Source organism: Microbacterium sp. cf332, from assembly GCF_900102175.1.
Classification (GTDB): Bacteria; Actinomycetota; Actinomycetes; order Actinomycetales; family Microbacteriaceae; genus Microbacterium.
The window spans coordinates 407,670-427,535 of record NZ_FNKN01000003.1; the positions used below are offsets into that span (position 1 = coordinate 407,670).

General features: G+C 70.8%; 18 protein-coding genes and 1 tRNA gene. 8 read left to right on the forward strand and 11 right to left on the reverse strand.

Annotated elements, in window-relative coordinates; translation table 11 throughout:
* Positions 1 to 21 precede the first annotated feature (21 nt).
* Positions 22 to 1,176: a DNA polymerase III subunit delta' gene (locus BLT21_RS13490; RefSeq protein ID WP_091502976.1), complete on the forward strand. Its 1,155-nt coding sequence runs from the start codon at positions 22 to 24 to the stop codon at positions 1,174 to 1,176.
* Positions 1,173 to 2,726 carry an alpha/beta hydrolase gene (locus tag BLT21_RS13495; RefSeq protein ID WP_091502978.1) on the forward strand — a complete coding sequence of 518 codons (1,554 nt, stop codon included), beginning with the start codon at positions 1,173 to 1,175 and terminating at the stop codon, positions 2,724 to 2,726. The genes BLT21_RS13490 and BLT21_RS13495 overlap by 4 nt, the downstream gene beginning before the upstream one ends.
* 20 nt (positions 2,727 to 2,746) lie before the next feature.
* Here the strand turns inward: BLT21_RS13495 and BLT21_RS13500 are convergent, their stop codons facing one another.
* The 3 genes from BLT21_RS13500 to BLT21_RS13510 form a co-directional block, all read right to left on the reverse strand.
* On the reverse strand, positions 2,747 to 3,406 hold the full coding sequence (locus tag BLT21_RS13500) for a methionine ABC transporter permease (protein ID WP_176786916.1): 660 nt from the start codon (positions 3,404 to 3,406) through the stop codon (positions 2,747 to 2,749).
* Positions 3,399 to 4,436: a methionine ABC transporter ATP-binding protein gene (locus BLT21_RS13505; RefSeq protein ID WP_091502980.1), complete on the reverse strand. Its 1,038-nt coding sequence runs from the start codon at positions 4,434 to 4,436 to the stop codon at positions 3,399 to 3,401. The genes BLT21_RS13500 and BLT21_RS13505 overlap by 8 nt, the downstream gene beginning before the upstream one ends.
* A gap of 67 nt (positions 4,437 to 4,503) precedes the next feature.
* Positions 4,504 to 5,400, reverse strand: coding sequence for a MetQ/NlpA family ABC transporter substrate-binding protein (locus BLT21_RS13510; protein ID WP_091502982.1), 897 nt, complete (start codon positions 5,398 to 5,400; stop codon positions 4,504 to 4,506).
* Between the two features lie 241 nt (positions 5,401 to 5,641).
* Here BLT21_RS13510 and BLT21_RS13515 point away from each other — a divergent pair.
* Positions 5,642 to 5,717 (forward strand) — tRNA-Thr (locus tag BLT21_RS13515).
* Between the two features lie 68 nt (positions 5,718 to 5,785).
* Here BLT21_RS13515 and BLT21_RS13520 read toward each other — a convergent pair.
* Together BLT21_RS13520 and BLT21_RS13525 are read right to left on the reverse strand one after the other, a co-directional pair.
* A complete protein-coding gene (locus tag BLT21_RS13520; RefSeq protein ID WP_091502984.1) occupies positions 5,786 to 6,913 on the reverse strand; it encodes a Gfo/Idh/MocA family protein in 1,128 nt (375 codons plus the stop codon).
* The gene (locus BLT21_RS13525) at positions 6,910 to 7,674 is read right to left on the reverse strand and encodes a sugar phosphate isomerase/epimerase family protein (protein ID WP_176786936.1); all 765 of its coding nucleotides are present in this window, start codon (positions 7,672 to 7,674) and stop codon (positions 6,910 to 6,912) included. Before BLT21_RS13525 ends, BLT21_RS13520 begins: the two co-directional genes overlap by 4 nt.
* Positions 7,675 to 7,861: 187 nt before the next feature.
* Between BLT21_RS13525 and BLT21_RS13530 the strand changes: the two genes are divergently transcribed.
* From BLT21_RS13530 to BLT21_RS13545, 4 genes are all read left to right on the forward strand, one after another.
* Positions 7,862 to 8,440, forward strand: coding sequence for a TetR/AcrR family transcriptional regulator (locus BLT21_RS13530; RefSeq protein ID WP_091502988.1), 579 nt, complete (start codon positions 7,862 to 7,864; stop codon positions 8,438 to 8,440).
* A gap of 66 nt (positions 8,441 to 8,506) precedes the next feature.
* Complete coding sequence (locus BLT21_RS13535; RefSeq protein WP_091503487.1) at positions 8,507 to 8,902, forward strand: hypothetical protein; 396 nt, start codon at positions 8,507 to 8,509, stop codon at positions 8,900 to 8,902.
* 52 nt (positions 8,903 to 8,954) lie between these two features.
* The gene (locus BLT21_RS13540) at positions 8,955 to 11,159 is read left to right on the forward strand and encodes an MMPL family transporter (RefSeq protein ID WP_256336077.1); all 2,205 of its coding nucleotides are present in this window, start codon (positions 8,955 to 8,957) and stop codon (positions 11,157 to 11,159) included.
* Positions 11,156 to 11,740: an isochorismatase family protein gene (locus BLT21_RS13545; RefSeq protein ID WP_091503492.1), complete on the forward strand. Its 585-nt coding sequence runs from the start codon at positions 11,156 to 11,158 to the stop codon at positions 11,738 to 11,740. The genes BLT21_RS13540 and BLT21_RS13545 overlap by 4 nt, the downstream gene beginning before the upstream one ends.
* A 7-nt stretch (positions 11,741 to 11,747) precedes the next feature.
* Here BLT21_RS13545 and BLT21_RS13550 read toward each other — a convergent pair whose 3' ends face one another.
* From BLT21_RS13550 to BLT21_RS13570, 5 genes are all read right to left on the reverse strand, one after another.
* On the reverse strand, positions 11,748 to 13,394 hold the full coding sequence (locus BLT21_RS13550) for a serine/threonine-protein kinase (RefSeq protein WP_091502990.1): 1,647 nt from the start codon (positions 13,392 to 13,394) through the stop codon (positions 11,748 to 11,750).
* 107 nt (positions 13,395 to 13,501) lie between these two features.
* Positions 13,502 to 14,827 (reverse strand): ABC transporter permease, encoded by a 1,326-nt coding sequence (locus BLT21_RS13555; protein WP_091502992.1) that lies wholly within the window; start codon positions 14,825 to 14,827, stop codon positions 13,502 to 13,504.
* Positions 14,827 to 15,582 (reverse strand): ABC transporter ATP-binding protein, encoded by a 756-nt coding sequence (locus BLT21_RS13560; RefSeq protein ID WP_091502994.1) that lies wholly within the window; start codon positions 15,580 to 15,582, stop codon positions 14,827 to 14,829. Before BLT21_RS13560 ends, BLT21_RS13555 begins: the two co-directional genes overlap by 1 nt.
* Positions 15,579 to 17,219: an efflux RND transporter periplasmic adaptor subunit gene (locus BLT21_RS13565; RefSeq protein WP_256336078.1), complete on the reverse strand. Its 1,641-nt coding sequence runs from the start codon at positions 17,217 to 17,219 to the stop codon at positions 15,579 to 15,581. Before BLT21_RS13565 ends, BLT21_RS13560 begins: the two co-directional genes overlap by 4 nt.
* Positions 17,216 to 18,190, reverse strand: coding sequence for a hypothetical protein (locus BLT21_RS13570; RefSeq protein ID WP_256336079.1), 975 nt, complete (start codon positions 18,188 to 18,190; stop codon positions 17,216 to 17,218). Before BLT21_RS13570 ends, BLT21_RS13565 begins: the two co-directional genes overlap by 4 nt.
* Before the next feature lie 113 nt (positions 18,191 to 18,303).
* Here BLT21_RS13570 and BLT21_RS13575 point away from each other — a divergent pair, with 113 nt between their 5' ends.
* Positions 18,304 to 19,656, forward strand: coding sequence for a D-alanyl-D-alanine carboxypeptidase family protein (locus BLT21_RS13575; RefSeq protein ID WP_091502997.1), 1,353 nt, complete (start codon positions 18,304 to 18,306; stop codon positions 19,654 to 19,656).
* On the opposite strand, the gene BLT21_RS13580 is transcribed toward BLT21_RS13575, so the two are convergent.
* Positions 19,635 to 19,862 (reverse strand): hypothetical protein, encoded by a 228-nt coding sequence (locus BLT21_RS13580; protein WP_091502999.1) that lies wholly within the window; start codon positions 19,860 to 19,862, stop codon positions 19,635 to 19,637. The genes BLT21_RS13575 and BLT21_RS13580 overlap by 22 nt on opposite strands.
* Positions 19,863 to 19,866: the final 4 nt, after the last annotated feature.

Below are 19,866 nucleotides of genomic sequence, written 5' to 3' on the forward strand. Positions count from 1 at the left end.
GGCTCCCCGTAGGCTGGACCCATGGCTTCCCCCGTCCCGCCCGCGCCGCCGTGGAGCGAGGTCTGGGGACAGGAATCGGCCGTCGCGGCGCTGCAGGCGGCCGCATCCGATCCTGCGCAGCTCGCGCACGCCTGGCTCATCACGGGCCCGCCCGGGTCGGGGCGCTCGACCCTCGCGCACGCCTTCGCGGCGGCGCTCATCGCCGAACCGGGCGATGACGCGGCGATGCGGCAGGTGCTCGCGGGGACGCACCCCGATCTGACCGCCCTGCGCACCGAGGGCGTCGTCATCTCCATCCGCGATGCGCGCGCTCTCGTGGAGCGCTCCTACTTCGCGCCGTCGCTCGGCCGCTATCGGGTCATCGTCGTCGAAGACGCCGACCGCATGGTCGAGCGGACCAGCAACGTGCTGCTCAAGGCGCTCGAGGAGCCGCCCGAACGGACCGTCTGGGTGCTGTGCGCACCGAGCGACGCCGACCTGCTGCCCACCATCCGCTCCCGGGTGCGCACGCTGCGACTCCGCGAGCCCGACGTCGCCGACGTGGCCCGCCTGATCTCGGCGCGGACGGGCGTCGACGAGGCCGTCGCCGAGCAGTCCGCACGGCTCGCGCAGCGCCACATCGGCATGGCCCAGCGACTGGCGACCGACGCGCCGTCGCGCGAGCGTCGTGACGCGACGCTGCGGGCTGTCCTCGCCGTCCGCGGGGTCTCCGACGCCGTCGAGACCGCCGGTCGCATCGTTGCGGCTGCGACGGAGGACGCGAAGGCGCTCACCGCGGAACGCGACGAGGCCGAGCGCGAGGCGCTGCGGCGCACGCTCGGCGTCGCACCGGGCGCGCCCGTGCCGCCCGCCGTGCGCGGTCAGCTCGGGGCTCTCGAGGACGACCAGAAGCGCCGGGCGACGAGAAGTCTGCGCGACGGCATCGACCGCGTCCTCACCGACCTCGAGTCGATGTACCGCGACACCCTCATGCTCCAGTTCGGCCGCGGCGACGATCTCATCAACCGCGAGCTCGCGAACGAGCTGTCGAGCCTGGCCGCCGCCTGGACGGCCGATCGCACGCTCGTGGTGCTCGATCGCATCGCCGCCACCCGCACCGTCCTCGAGGGCAATGCCGCGCCGCTGCTGGCCCTCGAGAGCATGCTCATCACCGTCGCCAGCGGAAGGACACCGTGAAAGCTCCTCGTCGTCTGATCACCGCCGTCGCCCTCGTGGCAGCGGCGGCCACGGCACTCACCGGATGCGTCTTCACGGGCGACCGTGATGCGGCGAGTCCCGCTCCCAGTCGCACCCCGATCACGGAGGGCGTCTCGGCCGAGCTCCTGCCGTTCTACGGGCAGGAGCTCGACTGGCAGGCCTGCGAGGGGGCCGACTCGGGCGCCTACGACTGCACGACCGTCCGGGCGCCCCGTGACTGGGACGATCCGGCGGCAGGGGAGCTCGAGCTCGCGGTCGTCCGGCGTGCGGCCGACTCGGGCGAGGCGCTCGGCTCGCTGCTGGTCAACCCCGGCGGCCCCGGTGCGAGCGGCTACGACCTCGTTGCCGACAGCGCTCAGTTCGCTGTCGGCTCCGTCCTCGCCGACGCGTACGACGTGATCGGATTCGACCCCCGCGGTGTCGGTCGATCGAGCGCCGTCGCGTGCTTCGACGCCGCCGGCACCGACGCCTACTTCTTCGACATCCCCGCGGCGCCGCGAGGCACCCCCGAGTGGGAGGCCGAGCTCACCGCCCGAAACGAGCAGTTCGCCGCCGCATGCGAGGACAACAGCGACGGCATCCTGCCCTACATCACGACCGAGTTCGCGGCGCGTGACATGGACCTGCTCCGGGCCGTGCTCGGTGACGAGAAGCTCAACTACCTCGGCTACTCGTACGGCACCTTCCTCGGCGCCACGTACGCGAAGCTCTACCCCGAGAAGGTCGGGCGCCTCGTGCTCGACGGCGCGATCGATCCGAGCGTCCCCTCGCTCGACGTGAGCACCACGCAGGCGGTCGGGTTCGAGTCTGCGCTCCGCGCGTTCATGGCCGCGTGCGTCGAGGAAGAGGACTGCCCGTTCCGGGGCACCGTCGACGACGCGATGACTGACCTCGCGACGCTGCTGGCGGGTGTCGACGCGACGCCGTTGCCGGCTTCCGACGGACGTCAGCTCGGCGCCGACACGCTCATGACAGGGATCATTGCCGCGCTGTACTCCGAGGAGAACTGGTCGATCCTGCGGCAGGCGCTCGCGCAGACCCTGCAGGGCAATCCGCAGACCGCCTTCCTGCTCGCGGACTTCTACTACGCCAGGAACGCGGACGGACAGTACGAGGACAACTCGTCCGAGGCTTTCCGCGCCTACAACTGCATGGACTACCCGGTCGAGAACGACCCCGAGGCCGAGGCCGCCGCGACCGCTCGCATCGCGGCCGAAGCGCCGACGGTCGCCCCGTACTGGGAGGGCGTCGACGGCTGCGCCGTCTGGCCGTACCCGCCCACCGGGACGCGCGGCGAGATCACCGCGGACGGCGCGGCACCCATGGTCGTCATCGGCACCACCAACGACCCCGCGACGCCCTACGAGTGGTCGGTGTCGCTCGCCGACCAGCTGGCCTCGGGCGTCCTGATCACTCGCGAGGGCGAGGGACACACGGGCTTCCAGAAGGGCAACGACTGCATCGATTCCGCCGTCGAGTCGTTCTTCGTCGACGGAACCGTTCCCGACGACGGCCTCGTCTGCCAGTAGACCTCCGCGTCCGCCGCGCGTCAGCGGCGCAGGATGCGGCGCGCCAGGGTATTGCCGAAGAACTGCACGCCCTGCACGATCAGGATGATGATGATGACGGCCGCCCACGTGACCCACGGGTTGAACTGACGGAAGCCGTTCACCAGGGCGAACTGACCGAGCCCGCCTGCGGCGATGGCGCCCGCGACCGCCGTCATGTCGACGAGTGCGACCACGATGAACGTGTAGCCGAGCACGAGCGGTCCGAGCGACTCGCGGGGGACCAGTCGGAACAGGATGCGTGAGCGGCTCGCTCCCGCGGCGCGCGCGGCCTCGATGACGCCCGGTCGGACGGTCAGCAGGTTCTGCTCCACGATGCGGCCGATCGCGAACATCGACGCGATCGAGATGGCGAAGACGGCGAACTCGATGCCGATGCCGCGGATGCTGAAGGCACGCGCGAGGGGCTGCACGGCGGCCATGAAGATGATGAAGGGGATCGGCCGGAACGTGTTGACGATCACGTTGACGATCCCGAACACGACCCGGTTCGGAAAGAGGCTGCCGGCACGGGTCGCATACAGTGCAAGACCGATCAGGAACCCCGCGAGCCCACCGAAGACGAGGCTCAGCGTGATCATGTAGAGCGTCTCGGCCGTCGCGGGCCACAGCTCGGGCAGCAGGTCGATGAGCCTATCCACGGGAGTCCTCCTCGATCAGCGGTGCGTGGGCGGATGCTGCCGCGATGGCTCGGGCGACGGCATCCGGATCTCCCGAGAGCGCCAGGGTGAGGTGTCCGAACACCCGACCCCGGATGTCGTTGATGCCGCCGTGGATGAGCTCGAAGCGCGCGCCGTGCGACGACAGGGCGGCGAACACGTCGGCCTGCGTCGACTCGCCGTCGCGGATGGTGAACGTCACGATGCGCCCGGGGTGCCGTGCCCAGAGGGCGGCGAGCTTCTCACCCGCGGGGACCTCGTCGATGATGCTCGAGACGAACCGGCGGGTGGCTGCGTGCTGCGGCGCCGAGAGCACGTCGAAGACATCGCCGCTCTCGATGACGCGCCCGTGCTCCATCACCACGACGCGGTCCGCGATGGCCCGGACGACCTCCATCTCGTGCGTGATGACGAGGATGGTGACGCCGAGCTCGGTGTTGACGCGCTTGAGGAGCGCGAGCACCTCCTGCGTCGTGTCGGGGTCGAGGGCGCTCGTCGCCTCGTCGGCCAGGAGGATGCGGGGGTCGGTCGCGAGGGCGCGGGCGATGCCGACGCGCTGGCGCTGACCGCCGGACAACTGCTCCGGGTAGTTCCGCGCCTTGCCTCCGAGGCCGACGAAGTCGAGCAGCTCGGCGACGCGCTTCTTCACCTCCGCGCGAGGCCGCCCCGCCACCTCGAGCGGGTACGCGATGTTGCCGGCGACGGTGCGGGAATCGAACAGGTTGAACTGCTGGAAGATCATCCCGATGTCGCCGCGCAGCGCGCGCAGGTCGCGCTCGCGCAGCGCGGTGATGTCACGGCCGTCGATCTCGACGATGCCGCTCGTCGGGGTCTCGAGCGCGTTGACGAGCCGCAGGACGGTGCTCTTGCCCGCACCGGAGTACCCGACGATGCCGCAGACGGTACCCGCCGCGATCTCGAGGTCGACGTCGTCGACGGCGACGACGGGTTCACCGCCCTTCGTGGACGGGGGGAAGCTCTTGGTCACGCCGGACAGGCGGATGAGGGTCATACGGTGCTCCTCGAACGGGACATGCGTGTGCGGCCCGTCCGATGGAGCGGGCCGCACACGCATGATGTCACTGGTTGGCGCGGATGTCGTCCTCGACCTGCTTGAGGGCCGAGGCGAGCTCGTCCTGCGGCGTCTTCACGAGCACGGCGCTCCCACCCGATGCCTCCTGCAGCCCGTCGGTGACGGCCTGGGTGTCCTGGAAGATCTCGACGAGCTTCGCGTAGGTGGGGTTGTCGGCGTCTTCGGCCTTGGCGGCGAAGATGTTGATGTACGGCTGCGCGCTCGGGTCGCTCGGGTCATCGGTCGCGAGGGCGTCGTCGAAGGCCAGTCCGGCGTCCTCGACGAAGTCGTTGTTGATGATCGCCGCGGCGACGTCGGGCAGCGACGTCGCGGTGAGCGCTGCATCGAGCGCCTCGACCTTGACCTTCGAGCCCGGCTCGACGTCGGCGGTCGTGGAGAACACCGAGCCGCCGTCCTTCAGTTCGACCAGGCCCTGCGCCTGCAGCACGAGCAGGCCGCGGGCCTGGTTGCTCTCGTCGTTCGGCACCGCGACGGTGGCGCCCTCGGGGATCTCGTCGATCGAGTCGTACTGCGTGGAGTAGAGGCCCAGCGGGTACGTCGCGGTGGAGCCGATCGCGACGAGGTCGTCATCGGCGTTCACGTTGTAGGTCGCGAGGTAGATGATGTGCTGGAACTGGTTGAGGTCCAGCTCGCCCGCCGACAGGGCGGGGTTGGGCTGCGTGTACTCGGTGAAGTCGACGATCTCGACCTCGATGCCCTCGTCGGCTGCGGCCTCCTTGTACGTCTCCCAGTACGGGTCGCCGGCGCCGACGACGCCGATGCGCACGGGGCCTTCCTGTGCAGCGTCTCCCGCGTCGCCGGAGCCGGCGTTCGTGGCGCATGCGCCCAGCAGCAGAGTCAGGGGGAGGGCCAGGGCGGCCGCGGTCAGAAGTCGCTTGGACATGAGTGGTGCTCCTCGGATCAGGCACCGCGGGGCGGTGGCCCGCCCATGCGCGACCGGGTCGCGCTCGCCTCTTCGCGGTGCCCTCCGACGGTATGTCGGGTGCTGCCCGTCGCGTAATCAGCTCGTAACACGGCGACTCCGGCATCCCGTGGCGCCCGCCTGCCGGACAGGCCCGCCGACGGTTCGCGACCGCCGTCGGATGCATGTAACATTGCTGATCGTGCATCGCACAGCGACGCGCGCCGCCTTAGCTCAGACGGCAGAGCGATTCACTCGTAATGAATAGGTCAAGGGTTCGATTCCCTTAGGCGGCTCCACCACGAAAGGCCCGGACTCCGAAGAGTCCGGGCCTTTCGCGTTCCCGCTCGGCGGGTCGCCGTCGCGCCTACAGCGTCGCGGCGAAGGGGTCGAAGTCGACCGGCACGGCGGGCACGGGCGCCACGGTGCTCGCGACCTTCACGAACTCGCCGGAGGCGGCCGATTCCTGCGCCGACAGCATGACGTCGAGGACGTGGTAGCCGAGCTCGCCGGTGGCGACGTGGGGCCGGTCCTCGGCGATCGCGCGGACCATGTCGAGCAGCCCGAGACCGCGACCGGTGAGGGTGCCCTCCTGCTCGATCTCGATCCACTCCTGCTCGCCCCAGTTGCCGTCCGAGAGCGACGTGCGCGCCTTGACGTAGGCGATCCGTCCCTCGAACTGGTTCGGGTCGGGGATGACGATCGACCCCTCGGTGCCGTGCACCTCGAAGATGCCGTGACGCTCGAGCGCGGAGTCGAAGCTCAGCAGGCTCGCCGCCTGCTGACCGGCCTCGAACGCGGTGACGACCTGCATGGTCGTGGGAACCTCCACGGGGAACACGGTGCCGGCGTTCGGCCCGGCCTGGATGGTGCGCTCCTCGAGCTTCTTGCGGCCGACGGCCGCAACGCGGTCGACAGGTCCGAAGAGGCTCACGAGCCCGCTGAAGTAGTACGGACCCATGTCGAGCAGTGGCCCGGCGCCCTGCGCGAACAGGAAGGCGGGGCTGGGGTGCCAGAGATCGGGTCCGACGGTCTGGAAGGTCGTCGACGCGAACATCGGCTCGCCGATGACGCCGCTCTGGATCGCGCGCTTGGCCGTCTGGAACCCCGGACCCAGCAGTGTGTCGGGTGCCGAGCCGATGCGCAGGCCGGCGGCCTCGGCCTGCCGGAGCAGGTCGGACGTGCTCTCGCGGTCGAGTCCGAGCGGCTTCTCGGTCCAGACGTGCTTGCCCGCGGCGATCGCGCGCGAGGAGACCTCCACGTGGACGGCGGGAATGGTCAGGTTCACGACGACATCGACGTCGGGGTGCGCGAGGACGTCGTCCGTCGTGCCCCACTCGCCGACACCGTGCTTCTCGGCCTGTGCCTTCGCCCGATCGACGTCGAGGTCGCCGAGGATGACGACCCGGACGTCGGGGAACGAGCCCAGGTTCTCGAGGTAGGTGTCGCTGATGACGCCGACGCCGACGAATCCGACTCCGACGGGCCCGGTCATGCGCTGACGCCGTTCTGGCGGAGGAACGCGAGGCTGGCGGCGACGTCGGCGAACACGTCGCCGGGTGCCTTGTCGTATTCGACGACGGCGTACTGCAGCGCGCTCGCCGCACGCAGCGACTCCGCGAGGGGCACGTCGCCGGTGCCGGCGTGGCGCTGGTCGAGGCTGTCGGAGCCGAACTGCTCGGCGCCCGGGGCCCACGGGTTCGAGGCCGGGACCACGCCGTCCTTCACGTGGACGGCGATGAGCCGGTCACCGAGGCTGGAGACCAGCGCGGGAACATCCTGACCGCCGGTCAGGGCCCAGAAGAGGTCGAGTTCGAGCGTGACGCGCTCGTCGAGCAGAGAGACGAAGCGCTCGTACGCGCTCTGACCGTCGAACGAGGCGACGAACTCCTGCGCGTGATTGTGGTAGCCGACGCTCAGGCCGAACCCGGCGGCGATCTCGGCCTGCGCGTTGAGACGCTCGGCGATGTCGGCGACGCCCTCCTCGGTGAGCCAGCGGTCCGGTGCGACGAACGGGTCGATGACCGTCTTCACACCGATCGTCGCAGCGGCCTCGTAGACGACCTCGGGTGCGGGCGTCGGGATGGAGCCGTCGGGCGTCCAGAGTTCGTCGGTCAGCAGAGGGGCGTGGCCGGTCGGGGAGGTGAGGCCGGCGGCGTCCAGAGCCGCGCGGATCTCGGTGGGACGCGAGACGAAGTCGAACGCCTCGACGCGCGCGAACCCGATCTCGGCGAGCTTCGCCAGCGAGCCGGACATGTCGGCGGAGAACTCCTTCGCAAGCGAATAGAGCTGGACGGATGCCTGGACCTGAGTCACAGTCGACCTTCTTTCGTACGTCATCGTGCGGGGTGCCGTTCTGGGCACGTCGTCACGCTAACACGTAATACATCCAGGTGGAGGTTTTTGTTACAGTCGCGATGTGAGCACTGACGATCGCACGCGGATGGGCCGTCCGGGCGCCTACGCGAAGGGCGTCGCGCGGCGACAGGAGATCCTCGATCGCGCGATCGAGGTGTTCCAGGAGCGCGGGATGCAGGGGACGTCGCTGCGGCGGATAGCCGAGGCCATTGGTGTCTCGCACGCTGCGCTGCTCCACTACTTCGAGTCGCGCGAGCAACTGCTCGTCGCCGTCTACGAGCACGCCGAGACGCAGCGCGGCGTGCGCAACCCGGTGCCGCCCGAGACCGCGGTGGGCGTGATGACGCGGGCGGCGGTCGACAACGTCGAGGTACCGGGTCTCGTCGAGCTCTACTCCATCCTCGTCGCGGGCGCACTCGAGACCGGCAGCGAGCACGGCAAGCGCTTCTTCACGACGAGATTCGAGCGGATCCGCGGCGAGCTCACCGATCGCCTCCGCGCCGAGCAGCGTTCGGGCGCGGTGCGTGACGACGTCCCGCCGGAGCACCTCGCCGCGCTGCTCATCGCGGCGTCCGACGGTCTGCAGATCCAGTGGCTGCTCGAGCCCTCGATCGAGCTCGAGCGGACCCTGGCGTCGCTCGCCGTGCTGCTGCGCCCGGCGTGATCCATCCGGCGTGATCCATACTGAATCCATGGCCTCCGCGACCCGATCCTCGTATCGGCGGTGCCCGTGACGACGACACTCGACGCCGTCCTCGAGGCTTTCGGCTGGGCGGGGTTCGGCGGCGCCGCGGCGTTCGGTCTGGCCCTCGTCGTGCTGTGGGCGACCGACGGCACCTGGCTTCCCGCCGAGGGGCTCGTCGATCACGAGCCAGACGGCACCTGGGTGCGTTGGTTCGACGACGAGGGTGAGGCGAACAGCGCGCGCGTCGACGGGCACACAGCTGCACTGCTCGGAGGGCACGACCGTGCGGACATCTGGTTCCGGCACGGATGGCGGGGGAGGATGCGGCTGACCAGGCGCCCCCCTATGCGTCGCTTGCTCGCGGGTCTCGCGCTCGGATTCCTGGCCCTCGGAGTCGTCTCGACGGCGGCGTCGTGGGTGGTGCTCTTCGTTCGCGGCTAGTCGGCACGCATCGGAACTGGCGTGAAGAGATGTAGCTAGATAAGCTACCTACGTGAATAGCGAACGAAGCGTGCCGCGCTGGCTGCGGATCGGCATCCCCGCCCTCCTCGTGCTCGTCTGGCTCGTCGGCGGGTCGGTGGGTGGCCCCTACTTCGGCCGTGTCGACGAGGTCGCCACGAACGATCAGTCATCGTTCCTCCCCGCGAGCGCTGACGCGACCCAGGTCAGCGAACGGCTCACCGACTTCACCGGAGCCGATGAGATCCCCGCCGTCGTCGTCGCGGCGTCTGCCGATCCGCTCGACCCGTCTCAGCTCGCGGCGCTCAGCGAACTCGCCACCGCGATCGGGGAGATCGCGGATGTGGGCGAGGTCTCGCCGCCGATCCCGTCGGAGGACGGCCTCGCGGTGCAGGTGTTCGTGCCGATCGACACCTCGGCAGAGGTCCGCGACGTCGTCGAGGACATCCGCGCCCTCATCGCCGACGACGTGCCGAGCGGAGTCGATGCGTGGGTCACCGGACCTGCCGGCTTCACAGCCGACCTGGTGAAGGGTTTCCTCGGCATCGACGGGCTGCTGCTCATCGTCGCTCTCGCCGCCGTGTTCGTCATCCTGGTCGTCGTCTACCGCTCGCCGCTTCTGCCGATCCTCGTGCTGCTTACCTCCGTCTTCGCTCTGTGCGTCGCTCTCCTCACCGTGTGGTGGCTCGCGAAGGCCGAGGTCGTCGTCCTGAACGGACAGGTGCAGGGGATCCTCTTCATCCTCGTCATCGGCGCGGCCACCGACTACGCGCTCCTCTATACCGCCCGGTATCGCGAGGCGATCGGTTCCGGTGCTACCCGCTGGGATGCGACGGTGCGAGCCTGGAAGGGCGCCGTCGAGCCGATCCTGGCGTCGGGGGGCACCGTCATCGCCGGCCTCCTGTGTCTGCTGTTGAGCGACCTCGCCAGCAACAAGGCGCTCGGGCCCATCGCCTCGATCGGCATCGCGTTCTCGATGCTGTCGGCGCTCACTTTCCTGCCCGCGCTGCTCGCCCTCGTCGGGCGTGCCGCGTTCTGGCCCTTCGTCCCGCGGACCGGAGCGATCGACTTCCCCGACGACCCGAGCGTTCCCGTCTCGGGACTCTGGCCGCGCCTGGCGCGCTTCGTGGCCCGGCGTGCTCGGCCGGTGTGGATCGTCAGCACCGTCGTCCTCGTGGCCGGTGCGGCGGGAGTTCTGCAGCTGAACGCCGACGGCGTTCCCGCCAGCGACCTCGTGCTCGGCGCGTCGGAGGCCCGGGACGGCCAGGTGGCCCTGGGTGAGCACTTCCCGGCCGGCTCGGGCAGCCCGGCATCCATCATCGTGCCCGAGGACCGCCTCGCCGACGCGCTCGCCGTGCTCGACGACAGCCCCGGTATCTCCTCGGTCGCCGCTGTCGCCGCCGATTCGCCGACCGGCCAGGTGGCGGTGACGCTCGAGAACGGCGAGCCCGTCTTCGGATCACCCGGGCGACCGGGCGCCCCGGCTGCGGGTCCGACCGTCTCGGACGGCGAGGTGCTCCTCTCGGCGACCCTCACCGACCCAGCCGACTCGTTCGCGGCAGAGCGGACGGTGCGTGATCTGCGCGACGCCTTCGCCGAGCGCGCGCCCGACGTGCTGGTGGGCGGCACCACCGCGACCGACATCGACACGAACGACACGTCGATCCGCGACCGCACGGTCATCATCCCCGTCATCCTCGGCGTCATCCTGCTGATCCTGATGATGCTGCTGCGGTCGGTCCTCGCACCGGTGCTGCTCATCCTCAGCACGATCCTGTCGTTCGGCACGGCTCTCGGCGTGAGCGCGCTCGTGTTCACCCACGTCTTCGACTTCCCCGGGGGCGATCCGGCGGTGCCGCTCTACGGCTTCGTGTTCCTCGTGGCTCTGGGGGTCGACTACAACATCTTCCTGATGTCACGCGTGCGCGAGGAGACGCTCGCGCACGGCACCCGCCGCGGCATCGCTCGCGGCCTCGTCGCGACCGGCGGGGTGATCACGTCGGCGGGCCTCGTGCTCGCAGCGACGTTCGCCGCGCTGGGCGTCATCCCGATCCTGTTCCTCGCGCAGATCGCCTTCATCGTCGCGTTCGGTGTCCTGCTCGACACGTTCGTCGTCCGCTCCCTGCTGGTGCCCGCTCTCGCCCACGACATCGGGCCGGCGATCTGGTGGCCGTCTCGGCAGTGGCGGCGGGAACGCGAGGCGCGGCGCGCGGCTGCTCGGCGTACCCTCGACGCATGACCCGTGCGCTGTTCATCGTCGATGTCCAGAACGACTTCACCGAGGGGGGAGCCCTCGGGGTCGACGGCGGCGACGCCGTCGCGACGGCGATCACCCGCCATCTACGCGCGCACGCGGGCGACTACGAGCTCATCGTCGCGTCGCGGGACTGGCATCACGCCGACCACGACAACGGCGGACACTTCGCCGACGGTGAGCCCAACTACGTCGACACCTGGCCCGTGCACTGCGTGGCCGAGACGACGGGGGCGGAGTACGACCCCGAGCTCGACACCGGTGCCGTCACGCACCACGTCAAGAAGGGGCAGGGCGTGCCCGCGTACTCGCTGTTCGAGGGGACGACGGACGACGGCGAGGCGGTCGCCGACCTGCTGACCCGCCACGGCGTCGTCGACGTCGACGTCGTCGGCATCGCCACCGACTACTGCGTGCGCGCGTCCGCTCTCGATGCGATCGCGCACGGACGGCGGGTGCGCGTGCTCACCGACCTCGTGGCCGGGGTCGCCGCATCGTCGAGCGAGGCCGCCCTCGCCGAGCTCGCACACGCGGGCGCGGAGCTCGTGACGAGCACCGACCGCTGATGCCGCGTCAGCGGTCGCGCTGACTCGCTTTGTCGGGCTTGGCCGGGGCCTTGTCCTTCGCACCGTTTCCGGTGCCGCTGTTCTGGCCGAGCCCGTTCCCGTTGCCATTCCCGCTGTTGGTCTCCGGACCGCTGCCGCTGTTCTGCCCCGGACCGTTGCCGTTCCCGTCGGCGTCACGGGCGGTGGAGCCCTTGTCGGTCTTCCGATCCTCCACGGGGGTCACGCCCTCCGGTGCCGGCACCGTATCGACGACGGGCACGGTGTCGATGGGGTCGGTGGCGGCATCCTCCGGGGCGATCACCGTCTGAGTGTCGACGGTCCCGTCCGTCCCTGTGCCGGCGTCCGTCGTATCGGTCGTCACCGTCTCGTCGGTGGGCGCGACCGTGTCGCTCGGCGCGACCGCCGGCGTCTCGACCGTCGCGATATCGGTGGTGGGATCGATCTCCGGTGCGGTGAGCATCAGATGGGCTGCGAGGACGGCGCCGATCGCGCCCGCCGATGCCGCACCCACCGCGATCGCCGTTCGCCGCCGCCGCCGTCGTCGGTCGGCGCCACGGCGCGTTGCGGAGACGCCGGCGGAAGCGAGGACGGGGCCGATCTGCGTGGTGCCGGTGCCAGTGTCGTCTCGGCCGAGGGGCGTCGCCACCGTGACCGACGGCTCACCCGCCGGACCCGTGATCCCCGTCGCGTCCGCGACCGGCCATGCAGCGGTAGCCATGCTCGCGAGGGCGACCCGGCGGGCGTTCTCCGTCTGCGCCTCTGCACCGGCGGATGCCGGCACGACGGGGATGCCGCCGGATGCGACGCCGACACCGTTCTCGCCGATCCGAGCCATGACCTCGTGCGCGGTGGGCCGGTCCTCGGGGCGACGTGACGTCATCGCGCAGAGAAGGTCGCGCCAGTGGTGGTCGAGGGTCATCGGCATGTCGGGATCACGCGAGAGGCGCGCGAGCAGCTGGCCGCGATTCCCCTCCGCGGCCGCGAACGGTCGCGAGCCGGAAGCCGCCTCGACCAGGACGAGGCCGAGCGCGTAGATGTCCGACGGGGGAGCGGGGGCGGCGCCGTGCAGGATCTCGGGCGCGATGTAGGCCGCGGTTCCGACCATCAGGCTCGGCGACGTCACCCGCTCGCTGTCGAGCAGGTGCGCGATCCCGAAGTCGGCGAGCTTCGCCCGCAGCGGGACGCCGGGCGTCGTCGACCGTGTCAGGAGGATGTTCGAGGGTTTGACGTCGCGGTGCACGATGCCGGCGTCGTGAACGACGTGCAACGCGTCGGCGAGCTGAGCGCCGAGCGAGGCGAGCTCACGCTCGTCCAGAGCGCCTGTCATGATCCGGTGCGAGAGGGTCGTGCCCACCACGTGTTCCATCACCAGGAACCGCGGGTCGCCGCTCAGGTGCGCATCGAACAGCGTCACGAGGCCGGGGTGGTTGAGCGACGCGAGCAGGCGGGTCTCGATCGCCGCGCGGTCGGCGGCCGCCCCATCGGCGACCTCGGTCCGCAGGACCTTCACCGCGACGGGGCGACCGAGCGCCTCGTCCCGCGCGAGATACACCCGCGCCATCCCGCCCGAGCCGATGGGCTCGACCACGCGGTAGCGTCCCGCGAGGAGGGCGCCCGACATCACGGCGTCCTCGTTCGTGACACCGTCGTTCATCCCGCGTCCTCGTCTTCGGCCATCCTCACCGCGTGCAACGGTAGCCTTCCGGTGCTCCGGAGGAGGGGGACTGGCGCTCCGGCTCCGGGCGCGCTATGGACGCCGGATCAGGCGTTGCCCCGCAGCGCCACGACCGGTTCGATCCGCGCCGCGCGCCGCGCCGGGATGCCGCCTGCGGCGAGGCCGATGAGCGCCCCCAGGACCGTTCCCGCGAGCGCGACGCCGGGGTCGAGGACCGGCGACCACTGTTGCACGATCGAGACCCCGATGACCGCGAAGACGCCGAGCGCGGCGCCGATGAGGCCGCCCAGGAGGCCGATGATGATCGACTCGACCACGAATTGCCCGGCGATCTGCCGCCCCGTCGACCCGAGCGCGCGGCGCAACCCGATCTCTCCGGTGCGTTCGAGCACCGACAGCGTCGTGACGTTGGCGATGCCCAGGCCGCCCGCGAGCAGCACGATGACTCCCAGGATCAGGAACACCACGTTGACGTCGCTCTGCACGTCGCGCGCCAGGTCGGAGCGCCCCTGCGGTGCACTGACCTCGAGGGTGTCGACCGCATCGGGAGCCAGAGCGAGGGGTGCCTGCTCGCGCAGCTGCGGGCCGGTCCCGACAGCGATGCGGGCGATGGCGTCGCCCGGCGACGTGAGCTGGAAGTCGGCGCGGGCCGCCCCGGTCGGGATCACGACGGCATCGACGACCTCGGCGCGACGATCGAGATCGTCGAAGATGCCGACCACCGCGTAGGCGACCCCGCCGATGAAGACCGACGGCTGGGTGTCGACGCGGTTGATCGCGAGCCGCTCGGCGGCACGGGCCCCGAGCATCGCGACGCGGTCGCCGCGGACGTCGTGACCGTCGTCGAAGGATCGGCCGGTGACGATGTCGCCGCCGAGCGTGTCGATGATGCCGCCCGATGCGGCGAACAGGGCCGGGGGCGCGGCCGCCGCGATCGAGGGGTCGTTGATCGGGACGGCGGTGATCGTGTTGTCGCTCAGCGTCACGGGAGCCAGGACGGCCGCGGCCTCCACCCCCGCGAGGTTCTCGAGGCGCGTCGGAGCATCCCACGGCAACGAGGCGGTGGCGACGCTCTGTCCGCCGCGGGCCTGCGCCTCGGCGGGGCCGATGCTCAGGTGCGTCGCGGACGCCGCGTCGAACTGCCGGGCGATCTGTCCGGCCGCCGTCTGCGCGAACCCCACGGTCGCGACGAGCGCGCCGATGCCGAGCACCGTGCCCATGACCGTCATCACGAGACGGCCGGGACGCGAGCCGATGTCGACCGTCGCCTCGAGTACGAGGTCGCCGAACCCGAATCGGTCGGCGCGCGGCACGCGGTTGGCCTCGGCGACCGCGCTCGTCGCCGTGGCCGTGGCCTCGGCCTCCGGGCGCCGAGGCGACCGCCGAGACGCCAGCCGCTTCCAGATCGCCATCAGCTCAGCTCGCTCATGCGACCGTCCGCGATGCGGATGCGCCGCGCGGCACGATCGGCGACGTTCTGATCGTGCGTGATGACGACGAACGTCAGGCCCTCGGCGTTGAGCTCCTCGAAGAGCGCCATGACATCTGCGGTCGTGGCCTGATCGAGGTTGCCCGTGGGCTCGTCGGCCAGGATGACGCGCGGCTGCGTCACGACGGCGCGGGCGACGGCCACGCGCTGTCGCTCGCCACCCGAGAGCAGGCCGGGCAGGAAGTCGACGCGGTGCCCGAGGCCCACCCGGTCGAGGGCGGCCCGTGCGCGGTCGGCGCGCTCGGCGCGCGGGGCACCGCTGTACAGCATCGGGAGCATGACGTTCTCCAGGACCGTGCGACGCGGCATCAGGTGGAACGCCTGGAACACGAAGCCGAGCCGATGCGCGCGGACGGCGGCTCGTTCGTCCTCGGAGTAGCCGCCGGTGAGCTCACCCGCGAGGCGGTACTCGCCGACCGTGGGGCGGTCGAGCAGGCCGAGGATGTTCAGCATCGTCGACTTGCCCGAACCGCTCGGGCCGACGATCGAGACGTACTCGCCGGCCGACACCGTGAGGTTGATCCCCTTGAGCGCCTGGACCTCGGGCGGGCCGGGGAACGATCGGGTCACGTCGCGAAGCTCGATGACCGGCGGAACGCCATCCGATCGGACGACGTCGGTCTGGCCGTCGGGTGCTGTGCCGACGTCGCCGACGGTCACCGCGACACTCGTCGTCATCGTCCGACCACCACGAGGTCGTCCTCCTCGAGTTCGCCCTCGGTCGCGCGGACCTCGACCGCGCCTCCGGCGGAGAGCCCCGTCTCGACGACCACCAGGCGCGTGCGCGCGTCGGCGTCGCGCGGGTCACCCTCCACGACCTCGACCCGCGTCTCGCCGCCCGGGCCCGCCGTGAGGGCCGCCGCGGGGACGCTCAGGACGTCGCCGGCGGTCGCGCCGACCGCGATCGTGACGCGGACGTTCGTGCCCTGCAGCTGCGAGATCTGCTCGGACGTGAGCTCGGCGGGCTCGAGCGTCACCTTCCAGCGGCTCTCTCCCTCGCCGCCCGGCGCGACGTCGGTGACGGTCGCCGCGTGCTCGGCGCCGTCGGGCAGTGCGAAGGTCGCGGTGGCGCCGGCGGTCAGCAGCTTGGCGTCGGCCTCGGCCGCCGACCCGCTCAGCGCCACCGTGGCACCGGACACCGTCATCGCGGCGCCGGAGAGGATGCTGCCGCGCTCGGCGGCGACGGCGTCGACGCGCCGGGGGAGCTCGGTGAGGTACAGCACCTCGCCGGCCGGCAGTGCCGGCAGCGCCTGCTGACGGGCGCGACCGAGATCCTCCTGTGCCTGCGACAGCTGCGCCGCGGCCGAGTCGACCGCCGCACGCTCCGCGCTGGTGTCGGGGGCGGAGTTGAGCTGCTCGCGCGCGAGCTCCGCCGTGGCGACCTGGTTCTGCGCCTCGACGACGACGTCCCATTCGGCGGCGGCATCACGGGCGGCCTGCAGGACGGCGCGCGCATTGGCGATGTCGAGGTCGGCTCGGGCGATCGCGTTGCCGTCGCGGCCCGCCGACGCCAGCTGGCCCCGGGCGGCGCTCAAGGCCTGCTCTGCCGACCGCACGCCCTCCTGCGCCGAGCGCAGTCCGCCCTCGCCGTCCTCCTCGGACTCGGGACCGGTGTAGCCGACGGCCGCGTACAGCGCGGTCACGGCGGCCGCCGCCTGCTCGTCGAAGACGTTGTTGCCCGGATCGCCCGCATCGATGCCGACCGCGCGCATCGCCTCCTTGAACTGCACGACGTCGGGACCGGCCACGCCGAACCGCAGGGTGCGGTAGGCCGGGAGCTCACCCGGCAGGGTGATGACGGGACGACCGGCCACCTCGAGCGCGACCGACAGCTGCGCGAGCTCGGCGCCCAGCTCGGGTACCTGACCCGTGACGACGGCCGGGCCGGAGATCGCCGACGTGTCGATCTTCACCTCGACGGGGTCGGCGAATGCGACCTCGCCGCGGATCGTGACGTCGTTGCTCAACGGCCCGAACTCGACCGGAACGGTGACCAGGCCGGGAGCCGGTGCATCGTCGGACGCGGCGGAGGCGGGAGCCATGACGAAGCGTCCGACGAGCAGACCGCCCACGAGTGCGACGACCGCGACGGCTGCCGAGATCCACAGCACGCGATTGCGCGTGACGACGGAGCGCCAGATCGCGAGGCGGCTCGCGGCCGGTGCTGCAGCGTCGGCGGTCTCGTCGCCGACGAGAGCGGCATCGACACCCGTGCCGTCCGCCGCGTCATCCGACGACGACGGGTCGCCGACGAGCTCGTCGAAGGTGTCGTCGGGCTGCGACGCGCCACCGCCCGACGACCGGCCGCCGGTCACGAACGAGCCTGCTCAGCCGCCGCCTTCATCGCGTCGAGCTCGGTCTTGTGATCGGCGATGAACTGCTCCTCGGCCTCGAACTGCGCCTTTTGGTAGGCGTCGCGGTAGCCGGTCTCCTCGCGGCAGTCGAGATCGGCGAGAGCCACATCGACCTCGCGCTCGTGGATCTCGTCGAGGGCGGCCTCGTCGACACCCGTCTCCGAGGTGGACGAGTTCTCGTACATGGCGTTCAGCTCGTCGTAGACGGAGTTCTGCGCGTCGGCCTGCGTCGCGAAGCCGGGGTAGCCGGCGGCATCCATGCACGACGCCCACTCGCGGTCGATGTCGGCGATGGCCGGCAGCGAAGCGGAGTTCTCGTAGAAGGTGGAGATCGCGTTCATGACGTCGGCGAACTCATCGGACTGCAGGGGGTCGTCTCCGCTGATCTCGTGGCCTGCCCAGCCGTAGCAGCCCGCGGTCTCCCAGTCGTACTCGTACGAGCCGTCCTCCGACATCTCGTCCTCGGTCGGGGTCGGGCCGTAGAGGGCCTCGTAGTACGCCGTCTGCTCGGACTCCGAGAGGGCCGAGACGTAGTCGGAATTGGGATCGGGCGCGATGTCCTCGGGCTCGGGCGGCTCATCGCCGCCCGGGTACCGAGCGGCGCCGTAGCCCCACTGCGCGACGAACTCGCGGTCTTCCGGCTTCCACTCGACGCCGGGGTCGAACGACATACTGTTGACGACCGGGATGTACTCGAAGCCCTCGTCCTGCATGCACTGGGCGACGAGTTCCTCGCGCTGCTTGTTCTCGGCCTCGTACTTGGCCTGCTGCTCCTCTTCACTCAGGTCGCCGCCGTAGAAGGCGGAGAAGTACTCGCCGAGCGGCGACATCTCTTCGTCGTCGGCGGGAGCATCGGCTCCCGTGCATCCGGCCAGGATGAGCATCAGACCGACCGTGGCCGACGCGGCCCAATGGAGCATTTTGCGGTGCACGTGCAACCCCCTTGTTTCGAGAACGGCTCCACACTATGGGTTCGCTGAGAAGCCCGAATCATCCGTGAGGATGACGTTTGCGACAAGATGAGGTCCACGACGAGGGAGGTTCGATGGTGCACCGCGACACGACGGATACCGATCTGAGCGACTTCCGTGCGCTGCTGACGGCTCCGTACGGATCGCCGCCGCCGAGTGACGAAGAGATCGCATCGCAGGGGCGGAGGCGGCGCCGGCGCGGTTGGATCGCGGCGGCCGTGACGCTCGCGGTCGTCCTGGGGCCGCCCGCCGGATACGCCCTGTGGGCCCTGAACGCGCCGCTGAAGGAGGCGGCGGGCGGCATCACGGTGCCCGGTGCGCCGCAGCCGTCTCCGGCGGTCGACCTCGGCTTCGCGCCGGACGGCTCGGCAGCGCTGTCGGTCGCGGGCGCCGAGCCCTATCTCGGCCCGGAGGCGGCCGGCCTGTGGGTGACCCACGGGGGTGACGACGCCCGGCCGATCGCCAGTATCACCAAGATCATCACCGCCCTCGTCGTGCTCGACGCCCATCCTCTCGGCGAGGGCGGCGCCGGTCCGACACTGACGTTCTCGCGTGCGGATCACGCCCTGTACGACGCGTACTTCGTGCGGGACGCGACGATCGCCCCCATGCCCACGGGCAGCTCGATGTCGCTGCGCGACGCCCTCGCGACGATGCTCATCCCGTCGGCGAGCAACTACGCCGAGTCGATCGCGGTATGGGCGTTCGGCTCCGTCTCGGGGTTCCGGTCGGCCGCCGCGCGCTGGCTCGATGCCAACGGCCTGCAGAACACGAACATCGTCGAGCCCACCGGCCTCGACCCGCGCAACACCAGCACCCCGAGCGACATGATCGCGCTGGGTCGCATCGCCGCCGCCGAACCCACGGTCGCCGCGATCGCCGCGACGCCCTCTCTCACTCTGCCGGGGCCGGGGCGGCTCGTGAACACCAACGGGCTCCTGGGCGAGAACGGGATCACGGGGCTCAAGACCGGCACCCTCGACGAGAGCGGAGCCAACCTGCTCTATACGGCGAGCATCGACGTCGGACTGGAGCAGCCGTTGGACATCGTGGGCGTCGCCCTCGGCGGGTCGACTCAGCGGGGCGTCGCGGCGAACGTCCGAGGTGTGCTGGAGCGTCTCGTCGCGGGGTTCCATGGCATCGCGGTGTCACACCGGGGTAAGGAGATCGGCTCGTACACGACCGCCTGGGGAAGCTCGGCGCGTGTCGTGCTCGCCGACAACGCCGCCCTGCGGACGTGGTCCGACACCCCGATCGAGGTCGCGAGCGATATCCGCGAGCCCGTGGACTGGGTCGACGGCGAGGTCCTCGGTTCGGTGACATGGACCGCGGGGCCGGAGTCGGTGACCGTCGACGTCGTGCTCGAAGGCGACATCGAGCCCCCCTCCGACTGGTGGCGTCTCACTCATCCGGGTGAAATCGGCTGACCGATCTCGGCGCTCGCGGCGGCCGGTGTGCGAGCAGTCCGCGACGGCTGGAGGTCGACCCGTCGGATGCCGCAGACCGCGCAGCGGACGTAGCGGACCAGCCCTTCCGACGTGCGGTGAGCGGATTCGGTCGTCCAGCCGTGTTCGTGGCGGTCGGGTGCGACGGGCTCGGGGGCGGCCGCACGGGTGAGTGATGTCGAAGGCATGATC

Excerpts from the sequence above, each read along its gene's own strand:
- BLT21_RS13510 (WP_091502982.1), bottom strand. The coding sequence starts at position 5,400 with ATGTCCAAGCGACTTCTGACCGCGGCCGCCCTGGCCCTCCCCCTGACT.
- BLT21_RS13550 (WP_091502990.1), bottom strand. The coding sequence starts at position 13,394 with ATGAACGACGGTGTCACGAACGAGGACGCCGTGATGTCGGGCGCCCTC.
- BLT21_RS13490 (WP_091502976.1), top strand. The coding sequence starts at position 22 with ATGGCTTCCCCCGTCCCGCCCGCGCCGCCGTGGAGCGAGGTCTGGGGA.
- BLT21_RS13555 (WP_091502992.1), bottom strand. The coding sequence starts at position 14,827 with ATGGCGATCTGGAAGCGGCTGGCGTCTCGGCGGTCGCCTCGGCGCCCG.
- BLT21_RS13520 (WP_091502984.1), bottom strand. The coding sequence starts at position 6,913 with ATGACCGGGCCCGTCGGAGTCGGATTCGTCGGCGTCGGCGTCATCAGC.
- BLT21_RS13575 (WP_091502997.1), top strand. The coding sequence starts at position 18,304 with ATGGTGCACCGCGACACGACGGATACCGATCTGAGCGACTTCCGTGCG.
- BLT21_RS13580 (WP_091502999.1), bottom strand. The coding sequence starts at position 19,862 with ATGCCTTCGACATCACTCACCCGTGCGGCCGCCCCCGAGCCCGTCGCA.
- BLT21_RS13505 (WP_091502980.1), bottom strand. The coding sequence starts at position 4,436 with ATGACCCTCATCCGCCTGTCCGGCGTGACCAAGAGCTTCCCCCCGTCC.
- BLT21_RS13530 (WP_091502988.1), top strand. The coding sequence starts at position 7,862 with ATGGGCCGTCCGGGCGCCTACGCGAAGGGCGTCGCGCGGCGACAGGAG.
- BLT21_RS13545 (WP_091503492.1), top strand. The coding sequence starts at position 11,156 with ATGACCCGTGCGCTGTTCATCGTCGATGTCCAGAACGACTTCACCGAG.
- BLT21_RS13525 (WP_176786936.1), bottom strand. The coding sequence starts at position 7,674 with ATGTCCGGCTCGCTGGCGAAGCTCGCCGAGATCGGGTTCGCGCGCGTC.
- BLT21_RS13560 (WP_091502994.1), bottom strand. The coding sequence starts at position 15,582 with ATGACGACGAGTGTCGCGGTGACCGTCGGCGACGTCGGCACAGCACCC.